We start from the raw sequence: 21,387 nt of genomic DNA on the forward strand, positions 1-21,387 counted from the left end.
GTGGCTGATGCATCAACAAGGCCGCATAACAGCGCCATTTACCACAAGAGCCGTTATTTTGAGGAACCCGCTATGAACTCCCGTATCCGTATTCACAAAGTTGCCATTGGTGTGGCCAGTGCTTTAACCCTGTCGGCACAGGTTATGGCTGAGCAGGCCCCAGCTGGTGCTAACGCGATTGAACAGATTGTCGTAAAAGGCTATCGCTCCAGCCTTAAAGAGAGTGCGGCCATGAAACAGCAGGCCGACACTGTTACCGAAACGATTCTGGCTGAGGATATCGCCAATTTCCCCGATTTAAACCTGGCCGAATCGCTGCAGCGCATCTCCGGTGTCATCATTTCCCGCGACTCGGGTGAAGGCCGTCAAATTTCCTTACGGGGTCTTGGTCCTAACTTTACCCGTACCCGGGTTAATGGCCTGGAAGCGCTGTTTACCACAGACTCAGGCATTGACCAGCGCGGTAGCGCATCGCGCACCCGCGACTTTGATTTCAGTGTGTTTGCCTCGGAACTGTTTAACCGCATCGATGTGCATAAGTCCTATGATGCCAGCCTGGACGAAGGGGGACTGGCCGGCACGGTTGACCTGCATACCGCCCGTCCTTTTGACTATGCGGGGTTTCGCGGTGCGGTGTCGACCAAAGCCATTTACAATGACTTAAATAGCAGCACCGGCCCCCGTTTTGCGGGTCTGCTGTCCAATACCTGGGGCGACTTCGGTGCGTTAGTGTCGGTGGCCTATTCCCAGGTGGAAACCATCGAAAAGGGCTACCATGTCTGGTCCTGGCGTCAGGCCAATTTTGGCGCCGACAACGTCGCCTCCTCAGTGGATAATGCGGTCGCCGAGCGCTTAATCAATGCCAGCGGCGCTGACCGGGTATTTGTGCCCAGGGCCAATAATATTGCCTCCTGGCATAACGACCGGGAACGTTTAGGCATTACCGCGTCCCTGCAATGGCAACCATCAGCAACAACCAAATGGTCACTGGATGGCCTGTATGGCAAATTGTCAAATGACCGCATTGAGAACCAGCTCTCCACCGCGGGTACGAATGCCTTTACCGGCGATGTGAATGCGGGCCAGCTGCTGGTTGATGGCGCTATTGTCGGTGATGATTTGATGTATGCCTCGTTTGAAAACCTGGATTTGCGCACCGAGTCTAAGGTCAGTTATGGGGAGACCGCTTTCTATCAGCTGTCTTTGCTGGGCGAGTTCGACCTGACCGACCATCTGCGGGCGACCTTATTACTGGGTACGTCTGATTCGGATTTCGACCAGCCCATTCACGACAAAGTGTTTGCCGAGGCTGAAGGTCATGCCTTCTCGGTTGACTGGCGTAACGCTGCTCACGGGCAAAATACCTATGACTTTGATATTACCGATGCCAGCCAGTGGTCATTAATGCGCACCGACGTGCGTGAAGATCGTATTGAAAATGGCTATGACATAGCGCAAACCGACTGGAGCTGGGCGTTTGACAACAGCGAGTCACTGGACTTCGGTTTGCAGTTTAAACAGTACCAGTCTTCTGGCTATGAACGGCGTAACCGGGTGGACTGGGAAAACGATCCTACCGCGCCCGAGGCGGTATTTCAGCTAACCGAAATCCCTATTCTGCGCCCTTATGCCATTGCCAATAACCAGGCGACCTTTGAGCGGGTGGAAGCAACCGGACGCATTTCCCGTGACCTGGACGCCTCTTTTAACCGCCCCGGTACGGTATATCAACTGGCCGAAGACACTTTGGCGGTTTATGCCAAGTACAACTTCTTCCGCGAGTTAGCCGGTATGGATGTACGCGGTAATATCGGTGTGCGCTGGTACGAAACGGACCAAACCTCAAGTGGAGAAGTGAATACCGGTGAGGGATTAGAGTATGTGACGTTCAACAAATCCTATGACGACTTTCTGCCCAGCCTGAATATCGCCATGGACCTGAGCGATGAGTGGGTGCTGCGCTTTGGTGCCAACCGCAATATTTCCCGCCCGGCTTTGAATCAATTGCGTGCAGCCGGTCAGGTAGGGGTAGCCGATACGCGTATTGCCGCTGGTAACCCTAATTTACAGCGCTTTGTGGCCGACTCGTTCGACAGCTCGCTGGAATACTACAGCGAGGATCTGCGTTTTGCGCTGGGCGTTTTTTATAAGGATATGGACTCCTTTATCGTCGAGCAGTCGGTGACCATGCCCTATGCACAAACCGGTTATCCCTTGGCGTTTTTGGAATTTGATCCCAGGGTGAATGCGCAAACCGAGTTCACTGTGAATCAGCCGATTAACGGCGATGGCGCCACTGTCCATGGTGTGGAGCTGGCCTTGCAGGCGGATATGACCTTTTTGCCCGGTGCCTGGCAAAACCTTGGTTTTGCCGCCAACCTGACCCTGGCCGATGGTGAAACCACCCTGTTTAACGAAGGTCAGGCCTTTGAGGTCACGCCACCGGGTTTATCGGAATTGGCTTATAACATCACGGTGTATTACGAGACGGATATCTGGGGCGTGCGCTTGTCCCATGCTTACCGGGACGATTTTATTGCCGGTGAAGGTGAAAGCCAGAACGTGGTGGAAGGCTATGACGACACCAGTTTCCTGGATTTCAAAGCCTTTTATAACCTGTCTGAGGCGTTGCAGTTGACGGTAGAAGGCAACAACCTTACCGATGAGCGTATTCGTCAGTTCCAGGATAATCGCACCCAGTCGTACACCACCAGTGGCCGCAACTTTATTGTGGGCATGTCTTATAAGTTCTAAGGACTGTCGCTGCTGATCTGAAACGCCCTGGCTTTGCCCGGGGCGTTAGAGCCTGTTGACCTTCTGGGTATAGATTTTGTTCATATCCAGTCCCTTCTAATCACAACGCCGGGCTGCAGGCCTAGTGGGCCCTTTCTACGGCGTTATTACTCACTCATGTAGAATCACTACACCACGTTCGCTCTGCCTTGTATAAATGGCCCACAAACTGCTGCAAAATCATACTCAAAAGGTCAACACGCTCTATTTGCCTATCGCAAAGTGATGTCAAGCTGACAGCATAAGTATTGCTTACCTGACACTTAAGATTTAAGCGTTGGTTTTGTAAACCGCCTGTTGCTAGATTCTCGCTCCCTAATCAGGAGTGACTTATGTTGAAAGCTGTTGCCTTAAGTGCCTTGTTGTTTTCCCCTGTGTTGTTGGCTAAGACACCGGGCGAATTGGCACAATCTGCCGCCGAATATGCGGTGCAAACCTATGAACAAGCCATGATAGACAGCCTTGCCAGTCTGGTCAGGCATAATACCGTAGCAGTGGAGGGTATACCCTCACCCGATAATCCTGTACACAGGGCGTTTAAACAGGATCTGATCGGCCAGGCGGCTGCATTGGGCCTGGATTATCAGGATTATGGCTATGTGGTGGTGATTGGATTGGGGCAAGGCCCGGAAAAAATTGGCTTGATCACCCACGGTGATGTACAGCCAGTCAATCCTGATAAGTGGGCGAAATCCCCGTTTGAACTGGATATGACCAGTGAGCCGGGTAAATTGCTTGGTCGGGGAACCGAAGACGATAAAGGGCCAATCTCTACGGCTCTATTTGCCATGAAAGCCATTAAGGACAAGCAGATTTCCCTGCGCAAACGGATTGAACTTTATGTCTATATGGCCGAGGAATCAGACTGGGGACCACTACAGGAATTTATTAAAACCCATACACTGCCTGAGCTGAATATCACTATCGATACACAATATCCGGTGGTAACAGCAGAAAAAGGTTTTGGCATTCTCAGCATGACATTCCCCAACCGGGCTTTGAATACCACACAGCCCTATATTAAGCACTTTGAAGGTGGCTTTTTTGCCAGCCAGATCCCTGAAGATGCTAAAGCGGTGATTGCGAACGCATCCAAAGCCTTGTTGGAAGGTATAAAGCAAAAGACAGCTGCCCAGCAGGGCATGCAGTACGACTATGATTGGCGTGATAACAACTTGATTGTGACTGCCTTGGGCAAGTCTGCCCACTCATCCAAACCGGAAAATGGGGTCAATGCTATTGCTCATCTGGCCGATGCCTTGTCATCACAGCACTGGCCTTCCAATGCGGCAGGTTCGCTGGTGAATTTTATCAATGACCAATTAGGTACTGGCCTGTATGGCCAGCAGTTTGGCAGTATTGCCTATGCCGACGACTTTATGGGGCCTATGACGGTATCGCCTACCGTACTGAAACAAGTGGATAAGGGCATACAACTGAGCATCAATATCCGCCGCCCAAAAGGCAAAAGTGCTCAGCAACTGGAACAGGAAATCGATTCGGCTCTGGATAGCTGGCAGAAGCGCAGTGCTGTCCGGTTGGAAGGTCGCCACTACCGAATTGACGATCCTTTTGTTCTGACTGATGCGCCGCATGTAGAAAAATTACTGGGGGTATTCTCGCATTATTCGGGTATAGAGGATGCCCAACCGGTGTCCATCGGCGGCGCCAGCAACTCCAGATTGTTCCCCAATGCGGTGGGCTTCGGCCCCGCCATGCCCGGTAAGGAGTACACCGGGCATTCAGAACATGAATTTATCACCCGGGAGCAATTTGTACTGAACCTTAGAATGTACACGGCAGCATTGGTGGAACTGGCTAATTAATTCACAATGCTGCGACGCTTAATGCGTTGCAGCATCCGCCTCATCAATAATGCCATCTGCCCGGGTCACCGGGTAGCCCAGATTCATCCAGCCAAAAATGCCTTCCCAGAGGACGGCGGTTTTGCTGTAGCCTTTGTCGCGCAATTGCCGGATCACATGCTCGGTGGCGGCTCTGGGGCAGGAGCAGTAACCGACAATTTGCACATCTTTGGGCAGGCCGGCCAGTTTGTCATCCAGATCGCTGTAATAAGGGAAAGGGATGGCCCCTTCAATATGGGCACGCTGCCAGACCGATGGCACCCGGGTATCCAGCAGAATCATGCGTTTTTTGTCTTGCAGCGCCTGGTGTAAATCAGCAGACGACACATACATGTCGTCTGTCAGGGTAAATTGTGGGTCAGCACCTTGTGGATTCACTATATATTGATCCGGCGTCGGCAATGCGCGCAGCGGCACGCTGTTCTGACTCTGATGACGGGCTTTGCTACGCAAAAACGCGGTGACATTATCAATATCCCGGTCGGACAAAATGCCGTAAAAGGACTTCATCGGCGTACCATCACGACCATTGACAATGGCGTAGCGAATAAACTCATCCTTGTTGTGTGCCAGTGCCGACGGATTAGCCAGCGCCGGGGCGTTGACTCCTTCGCCTTGCTCGCCATGGCAACTGGTACAATGCTGTTTAAACACCGCTTCACCTTTGCTGATATCCCCTGCAACCGGGTTTTCACTTAACCTGACCCGCTCGGCGCCGGATTGCCAGAACAGCCAGTAGGTGAGATCCCAGACTTCATCCAGATCCATGGGGCCGCCCACTTCGTCCAGATAACCTGCCATGGCCGTACCTTCGCGCCCATATGACAAAGGGCGCAAAATCGCATGCGGCACCCCGGATTCAAATAAGCTCTTGCTGCGCAATGAAGGCGCATGGTCATTGGCATAGCCTTGTCGGTCAGCACCGTGGCACAGCGAGCAGTATTTCTGGTAGTTAGCCTCGGCTTTTGCACTTTGTAATGCGTTGAGCCGACGCGGCGGCTCCTGTTTTTCATAGACGGGTTTAGCAGCCAGACTACTGGCAAAAGTGAGAGAAGCCAGAATGGCTAAGATACGTTTCATTTTGGTCCTGGGGCTTTGTTGCCTGAATACTCAAACTTTACCGGTTTTTAACAACATTACTCAATCTGTGTGGCCAATAGCGGCTTTTTGTCGTTAAGCGGGTTTTCAACATGCGGTGATACAAAATTTGAACAATTTCTGGCTGGTCAGCTGTATGTATGAAAGATATCTTATTGCAATACTAAGGGAATTGACCATGCGCTTGAAAATAATTGGATTACTTGCAGCATTGAGCTTCAGCCTGCCGGTGATGGCGGATCTATCCGCTCGAAGTAAACAGCAACTGGATAACTATCTGGCCACGCTGGGGCAGCACAATAGAATGATGTTAAGTGTGGCGCTCAGCGAAAAAGGTAAACCCATTTACACCAATCAGCAGGGCTATGCGGCACTGGAAAGCCAGCAGACGCTGAATGCCGATACCCAACTGCGCATCGGTTCAATTAGTAAAACCTTTACGGCGGTAATGGTGATGCAATTGGTGGAGCAGGGGAAATTACAATTGGACTGGACCCTTGGCCAATATTTCCCGGACTTCCCAAACAGTGACAAGATCACCATCCAACAGTTGCTGACCCATCGTTCGGGGCTGTTCAATTTTACTGACGCCCAGGATTACAGCCAGTATATGCAAAGCCCCCAGAGTCACCAGCAGATGTTGGACAGATTTCTGGCCTTGCCCCCCAATTTCGATCCGGATGAAAAACAGGATTATTCCAATACCAACTATTACCTGCTGAGCCTGATTATTGAAAAAGCCAGTGGTAAATCCTATGCAGAGGTGCTCAACAAGCAGATTGTTGAGCCGCTGGCGCTAAAGCGCACCGGCTATGGTGGCAAGATTACGCCAGAGCAAAATCAGGCATTGTCCTATCAATGGCAGGGGGACTGGCAGCGTGCCACAGAGACCGATATGAGTGTGCCATTCGGGGCTGGCGCTCTGGTGTCTACGGCCAGCGAGTTGAATCAATTTTTTCAGGCATTGTTCAGCGCTAAGCTTGTGTCAGCTGACTCCCTTAAAAAGATGCAAAAAATGCAGCCAGACTATGGTTTTGCGCTTTCCCCCATACCATTTAATCAATATCAGTTGCTTGGCCATAGCGGCGGCATAGACGGCTTTGTATCGATGTCAGCTTATTTGCCGGAAAAGGGGTTGGCCATTACGGCGTTGTCCAATGGGGTGAATTATTCTTTTAATGATGTGCTGATTGCGATGCTCAGCGCCTGTTTTGATATGCCGGTCCGTCCCCCCGAGTTTGCTACCGCCATAGACACTAAAGATATGGATTTACAGCGCTTTGTTGGCAATTACGTGTCCAGTCAGTTGCCGCTGGAGATTAAGGTGTTTGTGCAAGACAAGCAGTTGTTTGCCCAGGCCAGTGGCCAGGGCGCCTTTCCACTGACGGCTGTCAATGAACGGGAGTTTGTTTTTGAACAGGCCGGTATACGTATGTCGTTTGACGCAACTGACGAACCGCAGTTTAGCGGATTCGTATTAAAACAGGGTGGTGGAGTCTTTCAATATCAGCGAAAACCGGCTGAGTGATTTGGGTAAAGGCTGAGGCAAGCACCTCAGCCTTTTGCCATTAACGGCGCAGATATTTGCGCGAAGACAAGGCTAGTAAGCCCAGGCCCAGAATAACCAGGCTGGAAGGCTCCGGAATACTGGTTTGATTTCCATTGGTTGAGACAATACGCATACTGGCCCAGGATGTTCTAACAGCATTACCATTGTTGTTCCAGGCGAAATAAGCATCGGCAGTCGAAACCTGTGGCATCTTGGCATTAGCCAGCCACTTATTGTTTTGCAAATCAAAATCACCAAACAGGGTTAAATCCGCTAAGGTGACTTTGTGACCGTAATGCTGGCTGGTCCAATAAAAGCTGCTCAGCTCGCTCCACTGCAAAAGCTGATCCGAATTACTGTCAATACCGCTGAAGGTACCCAGTTCATCGTTATAGTTGGTAATATCAAAGGTAATAGTGATTAAGCTGGCATTGGCAATACTACAAATACCTAAGCTGATGGCGACTACACAAGTTTTTAAGATATTCCTGATCATTAACTACTCCATGGTACGGGGATGTATCGGCATGGCTGCTCAGGCAATATTTGCGCCAATCTACCATTTTCTTTTTATTCAATACCTTAGGTGTTTTAGTCTAATCGGAAGACACTTCACGTGTAAATATAACTGACAGCATCTGTAAAGCTAACTGGTTGAGGAGTTGGTGGCAGGTGCTGACAAGTAAGCGGAGTCAGAACGCGTTGTTGGCGTTAGTCTGGTAGAAAAATAGCGCCACGACAGCCAGGTGGTGAGCATGCCAATGATGCCGACCCAGAATCCGGCATTTTTAATCAGCCCTACCCAGTTTATATCGGCGGATAACCAACTGGCGCTTAGCATCAACGCAACACTGCCAACATAACCACAGGCATCGGCGATGTAAATGAGAAAACCTGCGTTGCCAGGTTTGTCAGTACAGGCCAGCAAACGTTCGAACAGCACACTGTTAAAGGGCACATAAGCCAGATATAACCCCATGCCTATGGATACCATCCAGATCACGGGGGAGATCAGATGCTGCCAGTAAAGCCAGGAAGCTGCTGCCGTTATCAAGCAGCCAAAGCCAATGCACAGATGGTTGACGGCCAAAGCCCGGTGGTTGCTCTTTATCAGCATCATCATGGCAATAACCGACAAAATCATCAAAGCCACTGGTACTTCGGTGAGGGTATAAATCAGCGGCGAACCGCTGATACCTACATCAGCCCAAATATCGGCAACAAAGTTGTCTCTCAGATCGCGAAACAGACTCAACAATACATAGGCCAGGGTCAGCATGGCTAACCCCCAGCCATAGTGTTGCAAGTAATCCAGTCTGGCGGCTTTGTCCATTGGTACCCGCGCCCGCCGTGCGGCAATATCATCCTGATTGGGCGATGGTAATTGATCCAGCAACCATACCGACGACACCAGTAACGGCACAAACAGGAGGGCAGTCGCCAGGGGCATCCAGTGCTCACTGATGGCCATATGCAACATCAGATAACTGCCCACCGATTTCACCACCCCAGACGCCACGATAAAACTGGTGCAAAGACCGGCGGCCAGTACTTCTGTGACCCGCCGCCCTTCCAGATAACTGAATACAAACCCCCATACCATGCCAAGCGGCAGGCCGTTTAAAAACATAAAGGGAATATTGTAAGGTGGAGGCACCAGAGCAAAGCCCAATAAAGCCAGGGCGGCCAGGCCGATTAGTTTGCAGATGCCTGCTGCGCGGCCCTGTTGTTTAAGTTCGGCAATAAATTTAATGCCCACCACTTTGGATAGTGCATACCCCAACATTTGTGACGACAGATACAGCACCTTAAGGGATACCCCCCAGTAACTGGCATCTGCAAACAGAGCAACACTGACAGGTTTTCTAAATGCATACATACAGGCATAAGTGGAAAAAGCGGCCATAATCGCATAGGCGCAAAACAGCCAGGATGGCTGTTTCGAGAGCCATTGGCGCAAAATTCCTTTGGACTTACTCATTGTTGTAATATGCATATGTTTACACTCTGGTATGTACCAGTTTGGTGCTTGCTGAAGATTGATAGCAAAGTGACATGACATGCGAATGACAAAGGTGACGGTTTTTGATTTAGATGACACCCTGCTTGAGGGAGACAGTGCTCAGCTATGGTTGGAATTTCTGTGTGAGCAGAACTGGCCTGGTGCGCAGACGGCTTTGCTGAATTGCAGTGCAATGATGGATGACTACTATCGCGGTGCTCTGGATATGCAACTTTATATGCAGCACTGGGCCAGGCCTTTATTGGGAGCCAGTCCCTGCCAGTTGGCCCCTATGCTGGCACGCTTTGTTAGTGAGGTGATTGAGCCGAGGTTTTTCAAGCAGGCCCTCGCCAGGTTGCAAGTGCATTTGCAACAAGGGGACCATACTTTGGTGATTTCGGCCAGTCCGGCCATTCTGGTTAAAGCGATCTGCGATTATTTGCAGGTTGAGCACTGCATTGGTATTGAGTTGGAGCTGCTGGAGGGGCGTTTTAGTGGCAAGGCGTTGCTGCCTTACAGCCTGGGAGAAGGCAAGGTCATCCGGCTCAGACAATGGTTCAAGGCACAGCAGCTCGAAGCGGCCAGCCAGCATTTGCACACTGTCTATTCAGACTCCATCAATGATGTACCACTGCTGCAACTAAGTTGCCAGCCACAGGTGGTCAACCCTAATCCCGTATTGCTGGATATCGCCAGCGCCAAGGGCTGGACGGTACACCGCTGGCAGCGCTGAATGAAGCGGCACAGCAAGGTTGTTGTTTATCTGTCCTGGGATGTCAGGCTGATGTGGGTTTGGTTTTCTACCATCAGCGCATCGTGTCGCCACAATTCCTCGTCAAATTCGATGATCTCACCTTTTTCACTGTAAATGGTGCGCAGCACCCTAAGCCCCAATGCGCCGTCGTTTACCCCTAAGTAGGCAGCATGGGGATTAAACAGGCAGCAGGATTCAATCTGAATCGCAAAGGTTAACTGGCTGTGGCCATATTGATTCTTCAGCATGGCATTGATAGACAGGGACAGATCCTGCTTTTCCAGGCCGATAAAGTGGCGGTTATTGAAGAATATCCTTTCTACCACAACCGGGCGCCCGTCCACTGAGCGCAATCGGGTCAATTCGGTTACGGTGCTACGACCATCCAGTGCCATGACTTGGCTAATTCGGGCATCGGCCTTGCCTTTGTTTTGGGACAGCACCCTGGTGCTTGGTTCAAACCCCTGGGCAACCGTGTAGTGCAGAAAAGACACATGTCGCATCGGGTCGTAACGCAATTTGCGTGGACAGACGAACCAGCCCAGTCGGTTGCGCCGGTAAATTACCCCCATGTTTTCAAGTTGTGACAAGGCCTGTCGTAGCGTGGAGCGGGCTATCTGGTACAGATCACACAGTTCCCTTTCTGAAGCAAGCTGTTGACCTTCTGTCAGCTGCCCGGTTTGGATCTGCTCAGCAATGGTTTCTCTGATTGTCGCATAGGCATATCTGGCCATATCACTCATTGCTTCTCGCTCGTGTTCATCATCTTATTCACCTGGGAATCATTATTCTTAGCATGGCGTATTTTTAATCTCAATTAAAAATAAAATATTCCCTGGTACGTACCAATTTAATATTTCTTTAATTAAATCGTCATGCGCCGGGCTTACTCTCTAATTGTTTTTGGAACGTACCAATTGCGTGTGCGAATGGCCAGTGACAATGTTGGTCCACTTAGGGAGTGCAGGAGGCGGTGATGAAAAATAGCGGGACAGGCAGATATCAACAACCGGTGTGGGGTGGCGTTTTCGTCCGCCGTATAGCGGGTCTTTTCATCTTGTTGGCACTGATTGCCGTCAGCCCGTTGCAGGCTGAGCCTTTGGTGATTGCCCATCGCGGGGTGTCGGGATACTTACCCGAGCACAGTCTGGAAGGCGTGATCCTGGCCCATGGCATGGGCGTGGATTATATCGAGCAGGACCTGTTTGTTACCCGTGACGATCAACTTGTGGTGCTGCACGACCCTTATCTGGAGCACACCACCGATATCGCCCGGCGTTTTCCCGAGCGGGTGCGTGCCGATGGACATTATTATGCGCTGGATTTTACCCTGGATGAATTGCAATCCCTGTCATTAACGCCCCGCCCGCATCTGCTAAAGCGAATGGACGGTAATACCGCTGCGCTGGCACCTCTGCATGCCAGAATCAGCAGTTTCGATGAGCAGATACGCCTGATTCGTTATCTGAACCGGGCCAGGGACATGCAAGTGGGTTTGTATCCTGAAATCAAAAAGCCTGCTTTGCATCGCCAGCAAGGCAAAGACATTAGCCGCTTGTTCCTGGCCGCACTAGAACGCCATCAACTTAACCAGGCCAGTGCCAAAGTAATAGTGCAATGTTTTGATTTTGCAGAAGTGAAACGCTTGCGCCAGTTAGGTTTGAAGACGCAGTTAGTGCAACTTATCGGTGCCGTGGAATGGGCCGACGCCGAAAGCGACTTTGCCTATTTGCAAAGTAAAGCCGGGGTGGCGGCAATGGCGCAAGTTGTTGACGGTGTCGGCCCCTGGCACAGGCAGCTTTATCACCTGGATAACCGCCAGCCCAGCGATTTTGCAAAGTGGCTGAAACAAGCCGGGTTGCAGATCCACCCTTATACCCTGAATTACAACGATACTCCGCAGGGCATGCCGTTTTCCGTCCTGCAGCAACTGCTGTTTGACATCGTTGGGGTAGACGGTGTGTTTACCGACTACGCAGACCGTATTCTACCCGGTCCAGTGCGGCCAGACATCGAATAACTACCCATAAATCGGATAAGGACGTTTCACCAGGCGTTAGGCGCGCTTTTAGAAACTCACACATTCTCTAAACCAGTAGGAAGCTTGTATGTATCAAACAAAACAACGCCAGACCGCCAGTGGTCTGCAGTGCCATTTCGTGAAGTCTCTGTTGTGTCTGTCGGTGGCAACGGCCTGTTCGCAAGCTGTGGCTCAGCAAGATAGCGCCTATCAGTCGGTAGAAAATGGCATGGAAGTGGTGGAAGTGCGGGGCATTCGAGCCAGTATGGCCGAAAGTCTGGCGGTAAAGCGTATGGCCAGTGCCGTGGTCGAAGCCATTACGGCTGAAGACATAGGTAAATTCCCGGATAAAAATATTGCCGACTCGCTACAGCGCGTGCCCGGCGTCATCATTCAGCGCAATGGCGGTGAAGGGGAATCGGTCAGTATTCGCGGTCTTGACTCCGACCTGACCCTGACCCAGCTCAATGGTAATTTTATTGCTTCTTCTCCGGGCAAACCGTCCCGCTCTTTTGATTACAAGTTATTGCCATCCGCCATGATTGGCCGGGTTGAAGTGTTTAAGACCCCTGAAGCGCGCCTGGACGAAGGTGGTGTGGGTGGTTCGGTGATTCTGCATTCCCGCAAGCCACTGGAAATGGACGCCAACGCCGGGATTATCAACCTCGAAACCACTTATGCCGATGTCACGGAAAAATACGAGCCGCAGTTTGCCGGCCTTTATTCCTGGAAAAACACCGCTGAAACCTTTGGTATTCTGGCCGGTTATACCAGGCAGGACAGAACCAATCGCACCTTAAGTGGTGATATGTACTATTCCATGTATACCGCCGATCCTGCGGACAGGGACAATGGTACGGCTCAAGCCGTGGATGCTAATGGCAAGTCGGTCAATGATGCCTATTACTGGGACACCGTAACCGATGCCAGTGGTCGTCAGTACGAGGGCTACTGGTTGCCACGTGGCATTCGTACAGGCGTGGCCAAAGAAGACCGCGAACGTGAAGGTATTCAGGTAAGCACACAGTGGCGCCCCACCGACAGAATCGAAGTCGGGGTAAACTACTTCGGCTTCACGTTAGGGCAGAATCGCACCATGTCCTATGTGGATATGCCGGAATGGCATTACCGCCCTGACCGCTTGCTGGGCATGACAGTGGACGACACCGATTCCATTATTACCGGCGCTGATTTTTCTGCCACAGCAGGTGGCAATGAAGTCGCGCTGGAATTTCCCTGGTATCGCGGCACCTACCAGCGTATTGAAAATACCTCAGATACCTATGATGTGAATGTTAACTACCTGGGCGATAGTTTCTCTGCGCGCTTCGTGGCGGGGAATACCAAAGCCGAAGGTGGCCCCACCGAAGACTGGAAAGTGGCTTATAAGAGCCACAGGTCAGAAGCTCGCAGGGATGCCAATGGCAATGTGTTGACCGACGCCAATGGCGATACCTTATATAACTACAACAATGCCTCGCAAACCGCCGGTTGGTCGCTGGCTGACGGCACTGTGAGCATGTACCTGGACCCGGATACCCTGACCAATATTAAAAATGGTCTGGGCGGCACACCGGACCGTGGCTCCATTAATTCAGGCTGGGAGCAGAGTATTCTGGAGGAAAGCTATGCGCAGCTCGACCTGGATTTTGACGTGCAGTGGGGGCCAGTCAACCGTTTGCGCAGCGGGTTGAAATACCGGGACACCGAGCTGGAACGTTTTACCGGTGATACCCTGTGGTGGACGCCGGGGCTAAGTGCTGAGCAAGCGGCCAAACTGCAGGAGGGCGATACCTACGACAACGATCCGGATGGCCCAGGCGTACCAGACTTCAAAGATGTGATTAATGACAAACCCGAAGACAACATTATTGGCGGCTTTAACATTAACCTGATGCCGACCATTAACTGGGACAGGTACCGGGATATTGTCAGCAGCCACTACCAGGACTACTACTGGGAAAAGAAAATTTATGATTACAGCGTAGCAGAGCAGATCAGCGCAGCCTATGTACAGGCGGATTTTGAGCATAACAGCCTGCGCGGTAATTTAGGGCTGCGTTATGTGCGTACCCAGCGCACCACCTTATCCAACGAAATCAACGAGTACTTTCTGGATTATTACGACGATGCCACCGGCGAAGAGATCCCGGAAGACGAGCGCGAATACGAGGTGATCAAACCTGTCAGTGTGGAAAACACCGAAACCCATCTGCTACCCAGCATGAATCTGGTCTGGGATGCCACTGATGATTTGGTGGTACGTTTTGCTGCGGCTAAAACCATTGCCAGACCGGACTACTTTGAACTTGGGCGCGAAGAAGCCCTGGCATATACCAGTCAGGAATGGGCCGACGACCGTGCCGAATTCGGCGAACGCGAAGGCTTTGAAGGGCGTGGCGGTAACAAGAATCTGGACTCGTTCGAATCCGTACAATTAGATATGTCGGTGGAATACTACTATGGCGAAGGTTCTGCCGTGGGGATGGCGCTGTTCCATAAAGACATTGATAACTTTATTGTGCCCATGCAAATCACTTATTCCCGTTATTTTGACGGTGAGCCAGGGGTAGTGGAAGCCGGCAATATCAGCATCAGTCCATACAGCACCTGGGCCAATGGTTCCGATGCCAAGTCAAAAGGGGTGGAGCTGTTCTTCCAGCATAATTTTGCCAGCGGCTTTGGTTTGTACGGCAACTACACCTACAACGATACCAATCAGGCGGATGTTAGTTTTAACGGCGAGAAGATTGGTCAGTCGGTCCTGGTAGGCAGTGCTGAATATCAGTACAACTTTTCAGCCTTCTATGAAAGTGACTTGTTCAGCGTGCGGGCTTCCTACAACAAACGTGGCGATGTGGTGCTGGGTAAGGTCAACGGCCTGGATGAAATACAGGACGCTTATGATCAGATTGATTTGAATGCTTCTTACAACCTAAGTGATGCCATCAGCCTGCAGGCGGCGGTGATCAACCTGACCGAGTCTGAGTCCAAAAGCTACCTGGGGGATGACAGCAAGGCCCGCTTATATCATTCCAGCTATGCCGGACGGCGCTTCTATGTTGGTTTGAACTACAGCTTCTAAGCCTGTTTAACCGCCAGCCCCTGCTTGTTTGAGCTGGGGCTGTTTTTGTTTGCCCTGCCCATACAGGATTTAAAATGACACCCATCCACTCCCGCTGGCTACTGAGTCTGGTCAGCCTTATTTGCTTGAGCTGGCTGACCGCCTGCCAGTCCGGTTTAACCAGCAGCAAAAAAGCCGAAGTCGCGGCCAATAGCCAATCCTTCACCCTGGCGGTGATCCCGGATACCCAGAAATACAGCCGCTATTCACCCGAGCGATTCCGCGCCCAGACAAGCTGGATTGCGCAGAATTATGCCAGGCAGAATATTCGTTTCACCATGCATCTGGGCGATGTGGTTGATTTGCCCCATCACGACAGTGAATGGCTGGCAGCCCGCCAGGCCCTGGCGATTCTGGAGCAAAATCCCGACACGCCCTATTCGGTGCTGGCTGGTAATCATGATGTGCTGGCTTATGTGCAGGGCGGTATAAATGACAATCAGGATGTGCAGCGTAATCCTGGCCAGGAACCCTTTATTCAGTATTTTTCTCCCCAGCGTCTGGCGACAACTGATGCAACCTTAGCCGGTTATGACAGCTCCGGTTTTAACCGCTACCACCTGTTTGAAGCCAACCACCAGCGTTTTATGGTGTTGGCCCTGGACTGGCGGGTGTCCGAGCTGACACTGCGCTGGGCTCAGCAGGTGTTGGATGAGCACCCGGATGTACCGGTGATCCTGACCACGCACCAGTTACTGAATGTGGATGCCGACGGCGAGGCCTTTTTTACTGAGCATGGGGCCTATCTGTGGGACAAACTGATTAACAACAACGATCAGATTTTTATGACCTTTAACGGCCATCATCATGGTGAAGCGGTCAAGCGCAGCAAAAATGCCTATGGCCGCGATGTGATTATGCTGCTGGTGGATTACCAGTCCCATTTCTGGGGAGGCAACGGCATGCTGCAACTGGTGCAGTTTGACTTTGCCAATCAGGCGCTGAATTTCCGCTCTTTCTCGCCCTGGGTAGAAAGTATCACTGTTGCCGAGCGGCAGGAACATGACGAACTAAGCCGCTGGGAATTCAGCATTGCCATGGATCTGGATGCGCGCCTGCATGACTTTAACCTGTCCAGCCTTGGCCGTTTTCCGGGCAATATCGACGCTACATTGGGCTATTGGATCTTTGACGAGGAGCATCAGCTAACCGCTGCAAACGGCGATATGCTGTTTGCTGATTTGTCCGGCCGTGGTCAGCATATGGCGCTGGCGCGGTTAAATACCGCTAAATCAGAGCAGGCTGACTGGATTGAGCAAAGCGCCGAAAAGCCGCCTTTTGGCCATGCTGGTGGGGCACTGCGCTTTAAAGGGGATGGGGCGCAAAGGCAGGACAAAGGCGTGTTTTTACAGGCTAGATCTGCACTGAATGGTTTGTCTGGCAACATCGCAGAATTTACGCTGGAAGCCATCGTGCGTTTCCCGCAGGATTGGCACGCCGATAAACACAGCTGGTCGGCGATTTTTGCCCAGCAAGCCAGTCACAGTCAGGTTTGTACCTTTCACCAACTGGACTGTCAGGGAAGCGATCCACCTATGCTACTGGCAGTATCCAGCCTGATGGAACTGCAGTGGCTGTCGTTATCGGCTAATCAGGCATCGCGCTCAAACTGGTCCTGGTCACTGAACAAACAGCACTGGTATCACGTGGCAGTGGTGAACGACGGCAAATACAACACCCTGTATGTGAATGGTGCCAGAGTGATGCGTACCGCCGAGATTGAACAGCCCGGCGCTTTGTTGATGCCTGGCGGGCAGTGGTTGATCGGCGCAAGCAGCAGCGACGGCGACTACGCCAATCCATTTTTTGGTGATATTGCCGAGATTCGTCTGACCGGCCGAGCACTTCAGCCGGCACAGTGGTTAACCGCAAAATAGATGGATAGGGCGGGCCAGGATTTTTATACAGGCCCGCTTCATAGCCCCGCTACTGATATTTTAAACGGTACATCAGCAGGGCGGCGCGTTTGGCTTGTTTGGGCAGTGAATCCAGCCGGCCCGTTTCTTCCACGGTGTGACCGGCCGTGCCGCTCATACCCAGCCCGTCGATGGCCATATCCACAAAGGCGGCAGTAAAAGACACATCGGCTGCGCCAGCATTCAAAGGGTTTACCGCCTCTACCATGCCTAGCCCCAGATCGACACTAACCTGACTGTAAAGGCTGAGCAGTTTACGATTGCCATCACTTGGCCCCATGGGCGGGTAACCTTCGCCGAACACGATATCTCCACTGGTCTGGGGCAGGCTGCGGGCGACTATTGCCCGCATTTTTTCCTGCACCCGCTGTAGCTGCTCCAATGACACAGCCCGAATATCCCCTGTGACAATGGTATGTTCTGCGACGACGTTGTTCTTACCAAAAGTGCTGCCGCTGTTGCTGAGTGGGTCATGATTGACTGTGGTACCACCCATGATTCTGCCAGGGTTAAAGGTCAGCAAGGGTTCACTACGCAGCTCTTCATAAAAACTGTTAAGGATACGTGCGGTTTCATAAATAGCACCTGCGCCGATGCGATCCTGAAAAATCTGCGAAGAGTGAGAGGGGATGCCTTTTACGGTCAGTTGCCAGTCCACCGAGCCACGACGCGAGATGTTGGCGGTTTTAGGGTTGCCATCACCATTTTCAAACCCAAGCGCAATATCTGCCCATTGGGCACCATCCACCAGTGCTTGCTTTGACAGGGCAAGTGGTCTGCCACTCAGTTCCTCATCGCCAGTCATGACCACCAGAATGTTCATATTGGCCAGCTCGCCAGCGGCTTTAAGTGCCTTGAGCGCTTGCAGAATAATAATATTGCCACCTTTCATATCGGCAATGCCCGGTCCTCTGGCGCGATTGTCATCGAGTTTTTCAAAGCGTTGAAAGGGACTGTCGGGTTCGAATACCGTATCCAGATGGCCAATCAGCAGCATTTTTGGACCGTTACCACCGTGCAGCTCGGCAATCAGATGACCGGCCCGGTTAAAGCTGGCACCGTCTTCAAAACGCGCCTGCATGCCGAGCTTTTCAAATTCTGGAATAAGCACATGTGCTACTTGTTTAACCCCGGCAAAGTTCATGGTGCCGCTGTTAATGTTGACCACCTGTTCCAGCAGTCCCAGCGCCTGTTGATTGGTTTGGTCTATATGGGCAACTAGTTTGGCTTCGGTTGCGTTTAAGCCGGCAGCTGCCGGGTGGCTTAGCATGGCGGCTAACGTCAGGGCCAGCGCTTTTCTTAACATAATGTCAGGCTCTTTGAATACCAGGTGCCGCTACTATGGCAAATTCTGCTGCGCTGAGCGACCCCCAGTCACAGGCTTAAGGGTATTCCATTTATTGGTAAAGATATAAACAGGCGTTGCATACCGGTATTAGGCTATAATCGCGCTTTTGCCGAATTCGGGAGTGAAGCATGAGAGTTTGTGGCGTAGAGCTGAAAAGTAATGAAGCCAATATCAGTCTGTTGTCGTTAAAAAGTGGTTTGTTTCAGATCCCGGATTGCCGTGCACGTAAATTGGCGTTGAGTGACAACAGTGCCGAGGGGCTGCGCCAGTTTCAGGCAACTTTTGCCAAACTGCTGCAGGATTATAAGGTGGAGAAAGTGATTATTCGCCAGCGCCCACTGAAGGGCAAGTTTGCCGGTGGGGCTATTGGATTTAAGCTGGAAGCGGCCATTGAGTTGATTGATGGTGTGGATGTGGTGGTATTCAGCAGTACCGACATGAAAGAATCACTGAAGCATAATCCTGTGTCGGTGGACTTTGCCGAAACCGGTCTGAAGCAATTCCAGGAAGCTGCCTTTACCACTGCCTATGCCTGGCTGATGCGCCACGGCTGATAGCTTCTTACTCGGTCTTGACTTTGAGAGATATTAATCAACCACAGAGACACAGAGAACACAGAGGTTATAACTGCAGCTTAGCATTTGAGGATTGAGGAATTCCTATCAGTTGATATTTTTAAATCGTCCATGTTCTCTGTGCCTCTGTGGTTACATATTCAGCAAAAGGGGAGCTTGAGCTCCCCTTGTTGTTATTTAACGCCCATTTCTTTTAGCAGGTTGTCGGCACCGTCCAGTTCCATTTGCCACAGCATAAAGCGGTGATCGACCTGGATGGAGCGGGTGTTGGCCGGATTGAAATCCCAGTCAGAGATAATGGAATCCAAAGTGCCGTCAAAGGCCAGACCAACCAGCTCGGCTTTACTGTTCAGTACCGCAGAGCCAGAGTTACCACCAGTGATATCCAAAGTGGCCAGGTAATTAACCGGCACAGAATTCAGACTATCCACCTTATACGCACCGTATTGCTTGGCATTGATGGCATCCAACTGCTTCTGTGGTGCATTAAATTCGCCTTCGCCGGTGGCTTTTTGCGTGATACCGCGCAAAGTGGTGAAAGGCGCCCAGGCGTTACCATCTTCGGTACCATGTGCACGACCTTTGACGTTACCGAAGGTAACACGCAGGGTACTGTTGGCATCAGGGTAGACGGCTTTGCCCTGGCTGTGCATAAAGGCAATTTTGGCGCGCATATAGCTGGCATAGGCCTGCTGAATCTTACCTGCCAGTTCTTCTTCATCGGCTTCACGTTTGCGGTCCTGTTTGTACAGGGCCACCGCGGCTTTAACAAACACATCATCAGACTGGGCGAATTGCTCAGGTGTGGCAGTTAGCAGGGCCTCGCGGCTTTCCAGACTGGTCAGGCTGGTGTTGGCGTACCAGCTATCAATCAGCGCCTGAAGCTGTGCTTCGCTCATGTTATCCTTAACGCCCAGCGCTTTGTCGAAATGGCTGTCGCGCAGTTTTTTCGGCTGGGCGGCATACTTTTTCAGATCATGCAGATCCAGCGCTTTTTCCACGCTCACGTCAAAGTTACGTTCCATCGCGGCCACATAAGATTTGAACTTAGGCAGATCGCGTTCCTGGAAACCGGCTTTACGCTCGTTGTCGGGTTTAGTGTTTTCCTGAGCCAGACGATACAAGGCACGGGCAGTACCCAACAAACGTGGCGCGGCGGCATCCAGCAGATGTTCCTTTCTGTCATTACTGTGGCGCTCGGCCAGCAGCTTTTCAATCGCTGCCAGGTCTTTGGCATAGGCTTTCTTATTGTCGCGGCTGCTGTTTACCCAGGCGGTTAGTTCGGCATGCTCTGCCTGCTTGCGAGCCAGCAGGTCACTGTCGGCGAAACTGTCCAACATGCCCTGGCGGTTTTTCATATAGTTATTCAAACCGGCGACACGGCTGGCATATTTCAGCTCGGCATCTTTGTTGTCTGCGGTTTCACGGGCGATGATATCCAGCGCATCACGGTAATCCTGCACGACAGTGGGGTAGCTCCATTCGAAGGTTTCAGCCACTTCGCTGGGTAAACGATGGCGGTTGGTTCGACCGGGGTAACCCAGAGCCATAACAAAATCACCTTCCTTAACGCCTTGTTTGGCAATGGTCAGGTGAAAATCTGGCTGATAAGGCACATTGTCCTGACTGAAATCGGCCGACTTACCTTCGGGGCTGACATAGGCACGGTAGAAGCTGTAGTCACCGGTATGACGGGGCCACATCCAGTTGTCGGTGTCGCCACCGAATTTGCCCACCCCGGAAGGTGGCGCATGCACCAGACGCACGTCCTTGATTTCAAGCTGCTTGATCATGTAGTACTCAAGGCTGCCGTAGAATGCTGACACCGTGCAGCGGTGCCCTTCGTCTTTCTCACATTCTGCCACCAGGGCTTTCTGGTTGGCTTCAATGGCATCCACACGCTTTTTACCGCTCAGTTTGGCGGTGCTGGCATCGATAACTTTGTCGGTAACTTCTTGCACGGCTTTGGTCACAAAAATGCGGCTGCCGGGGCGAGCCTGCAATTCTTCATCCATGCTCCTGGCTAAAAAGCCATTGGTGAGGATGTCGTTTTCTGCGGTGGCATTGTGGGCGATGCTGCCATAAGCACAGTGGTGATTAGTGGCAACCAGCCCCTGCGGGGACACAAATGACGCAGAACAGCCGCCCAGACTGACCACCGCGGCCATGGGGAATTCGGTTAGTTTAGTCAGGCTAGCCGGGTCCAGTTCCAGACCGGCCGCTTTCAGTTGCGGGGCGATTTCTGGCAACTGCTTGGGCATCCACATGCCTTCATTAGCGAACACGGCGCTACTGGCCAGAGCCAGGGCCAAAAGGGACTTTTTCATTGTGATTATTCTCGTT

General features: G+C 51.7%; 14 protein-coding genes. 8 read left to right on the plus strand and 6 right to left on the minus strand.

Translation table 11 applies throughout. The features are described 5' to 3' along the window. The first annotated feature begins 72 nt into the window (after positions 1–72). Together CSR04_RS20105 and CSR04_RS20110 are read left to right on the plus strand one after the other, a co-directional pair. Entirely contained in the window at positions 73–2,754 is a 2,682-nt protein-coding gene (locus CSR04_RS20105) for a TonB-dependent receptor (protein WP_102798133.1), read from the plus strand. Between the two features lie 371 nt (positions 2,755–3,125). Continuing rightward, complete coding sequence (locus tag CSR04_RS20110; RefSeq protein WP_102798134.1) at positions 3,126–4,619, plus strand: dipeptidase; 1,494 nt, start codon at positions 3,126–3,128, stop codon at positions 4,617–4,619. Between the two features lie 18 nt (positions 4,620–4,637). Here the strand turns inward: CSR04_RS20110 and CSR04_RS20115 are convergent, their stop codons facing one another. Further along, positions 4,638–5,738 (minus strand): c-type cytochrome, encoded by a 1,101-nt coding sequence (locus tag CSR04_RS20115; protein ID WP_102798135.1) that lies wholly within the window; start codon positions 5,736–5,738, stop codon positions 4,638–4,640. A 196-nt stretch (positions 5,739–5,934) separates the two neighbouring features. On the opposite strand from CSR04_RS20115, the gene CSR04_RS20120 reads away from it, so the two are divergent. Then, a complete protein-coding gene (locus CSR04_RS20120; protein WP_172449441.1) occupies positions 5,935–7,284 on the plus strand; it encodes a serine hydrolase domain-containing protein in 1,350 nt (449 codons plus the stop codon). Between the two features lie 40 nt (positions 7,285–7,324). Here the strand turns inward: CSR04_RS20120 and CSR04_RS20125 are convergent, their stop codons facing one another. Both CSR04_RS20125 and CSR04_RS20130 read right to left on the minus strand, forming a co-directional pair. Further along, on the minus strand, positions 7,325–7,801 hold the full coding sequence (locus tag CSR04_RS20125; RefSeq protein ID WP_102798137.1) for a PEP-CTERM sorting domain-containing protein: 477 nt from the start codon (positions 7,799–7,801) through the stop codon (positions 7,325–7,327). Between the two features lie 150 nt (positions 7,802–7,951). Further along, on the minus strand, positions 7,952–9,286 hold the full coding sequence (locus CSR04_RS20130; RefSeq protein WP_102798138.1) for a DUF5690 family protein: 1,335 nt from the start codon (positions 9,284–9,286) through the stop codon (positions 7,952–7,954). 79 nt (positions 9,287–9,365) lie between these two features. Here CSR04_RS20130 and CSR04_RS20135 point away from each other — a divergent pair, with 79 nt between their 5' ends. Next, the gene (locus CSR04_RS20135; RefSeq protein ID WP_102798139.1) at positions 9,366–10,040 is read left to right on the plus strand and encodes an HAD family hydrolase; all 675 of its coding nucleotides are present in this window, start codon (positions 9,366–9,368) and stop codon (positions 10,038–10,040) included. 26 nt (positions 10,041–10,066) lie between these two features. Here the strand turns inward: CSR04_RS20135 and CSR04_RS20140 are convergent, their stop codons facing one another. Continuing rightward, positions 10,067–10,804 (minus strand): UTRA domain-containing protein, encoded by a 738-nt coding sequence (locus CSR04_RS20140; RefSeq protein WP_102798140.1) that lies wholly within the window; start codon positions 10,802–10,804, stop codon positions 10,067–10,069. A gap of 233 nt (positions 10,805–11,037) precedes the next feature. Between CSR04_RS20140 and glpQ the strand changes: the two genes are divergently transcribed. The 3 genes from glpQ (at position 11,038) to CSR04_RS20155 (ending at position 17,082) form a co-directional block, all read left to right on the plus strand. Next, positions 11,038–12,081 (plus strand): glycerophosphodiester phosphodiesterase, encoded by a 1,044-nt coding sequence (glpQ, locus tag CSR04_RS20145; protein WP_102798141.1) that lies wholly within the window; start codon positions 11,038–11,040, stop codon positions 12,079–12,081. An 88-nt stretch (positions 12,082–12,169) separates the two neighbouring features. After that, complete coding sequence (locus tag CSR04_RS20150; protein ID WP_102798142.1) at positions 12,170–15,166, plus strand: TonB-dependent receptor; 2,997 nt, start codon at positions 12,170–12,172, stop codon at positions 15,164–15,166. Between the two features lie 74 nt (positions 15,167–15,240). Beyond that, positions 15,241–17,082: a LamG-like jellyroll fold domain-containing protein gene (locus tag CSR04_RS20155; RefSeq protein ID WP_102798143.1), complete on the plus strand. Its 1,842-nt coding sequence runs from the start codon at positions 15,241–15,243 to the stop codon at positions 17,080–17,082. Between the two features lie 49 nt (positions 17,083–17,131). On the opposite strand, the gene CSR04_RS20160 is transcribed toward CSR04_RS20155, so the two are convergent. Further along, on the minus strand, positions 17,132–18,427 hold the full coding sequence (locus tag CSR04_RS20160) for a M20/M25/M40 family metallo-hydrolase (protein ID WP_102798144.1): 1,296 nt from the start codon (positions 18,425–18,427) through the stop codon (positions 17,132–17,134). A 170-nt stretch (positions 18,428–18,597) separates the two neighbouring features. Here CSR04_RS20160 and CSR04_RS20165 point away from each other — a divergent pair, with 170 nt between their 5' ends. Continuing rightward, positions 18,598–19,023, plus strand: a complete 426-nt coding sequence (locus CSR04_RS20165) for a DUF3010 family protein (protein ID WP_102798145.1) — start codon at positions 18,598–18,600, stop codon at positions 19,021–19,023. A 194-nt stretch (positions 19,024–19,217) separates the two neighbouring features. On the opposite strand, the gene CSR04_RS20170 is transcribed toward CSR04_RS20165, so the two are convergent. After that, on the minus strand, positions 19,218–21,371 hold the full coding sequence (locus CSR04_RS20170) for a S46 family peptidase (protein ID WP_102798146.1): 2,154 nt from the start codon (positions 21,369–21,371) through the stop codon (positions 19,218–19,220). Positions 21,372–21,387 lie beyond the last annotated feature (16 nt).

It is taken from the genome of Bowmanella denitrificans, assembly GCF_002887595.1.
In the GTDB taxonomy this organism is placed as follows: domain Bacteria; phylum Pseudomonadota; class Gammaproteobacteria; order Enterobacterales; family Alteromonadaceae; genus Bowmanella; species Bowmanella denitrificans.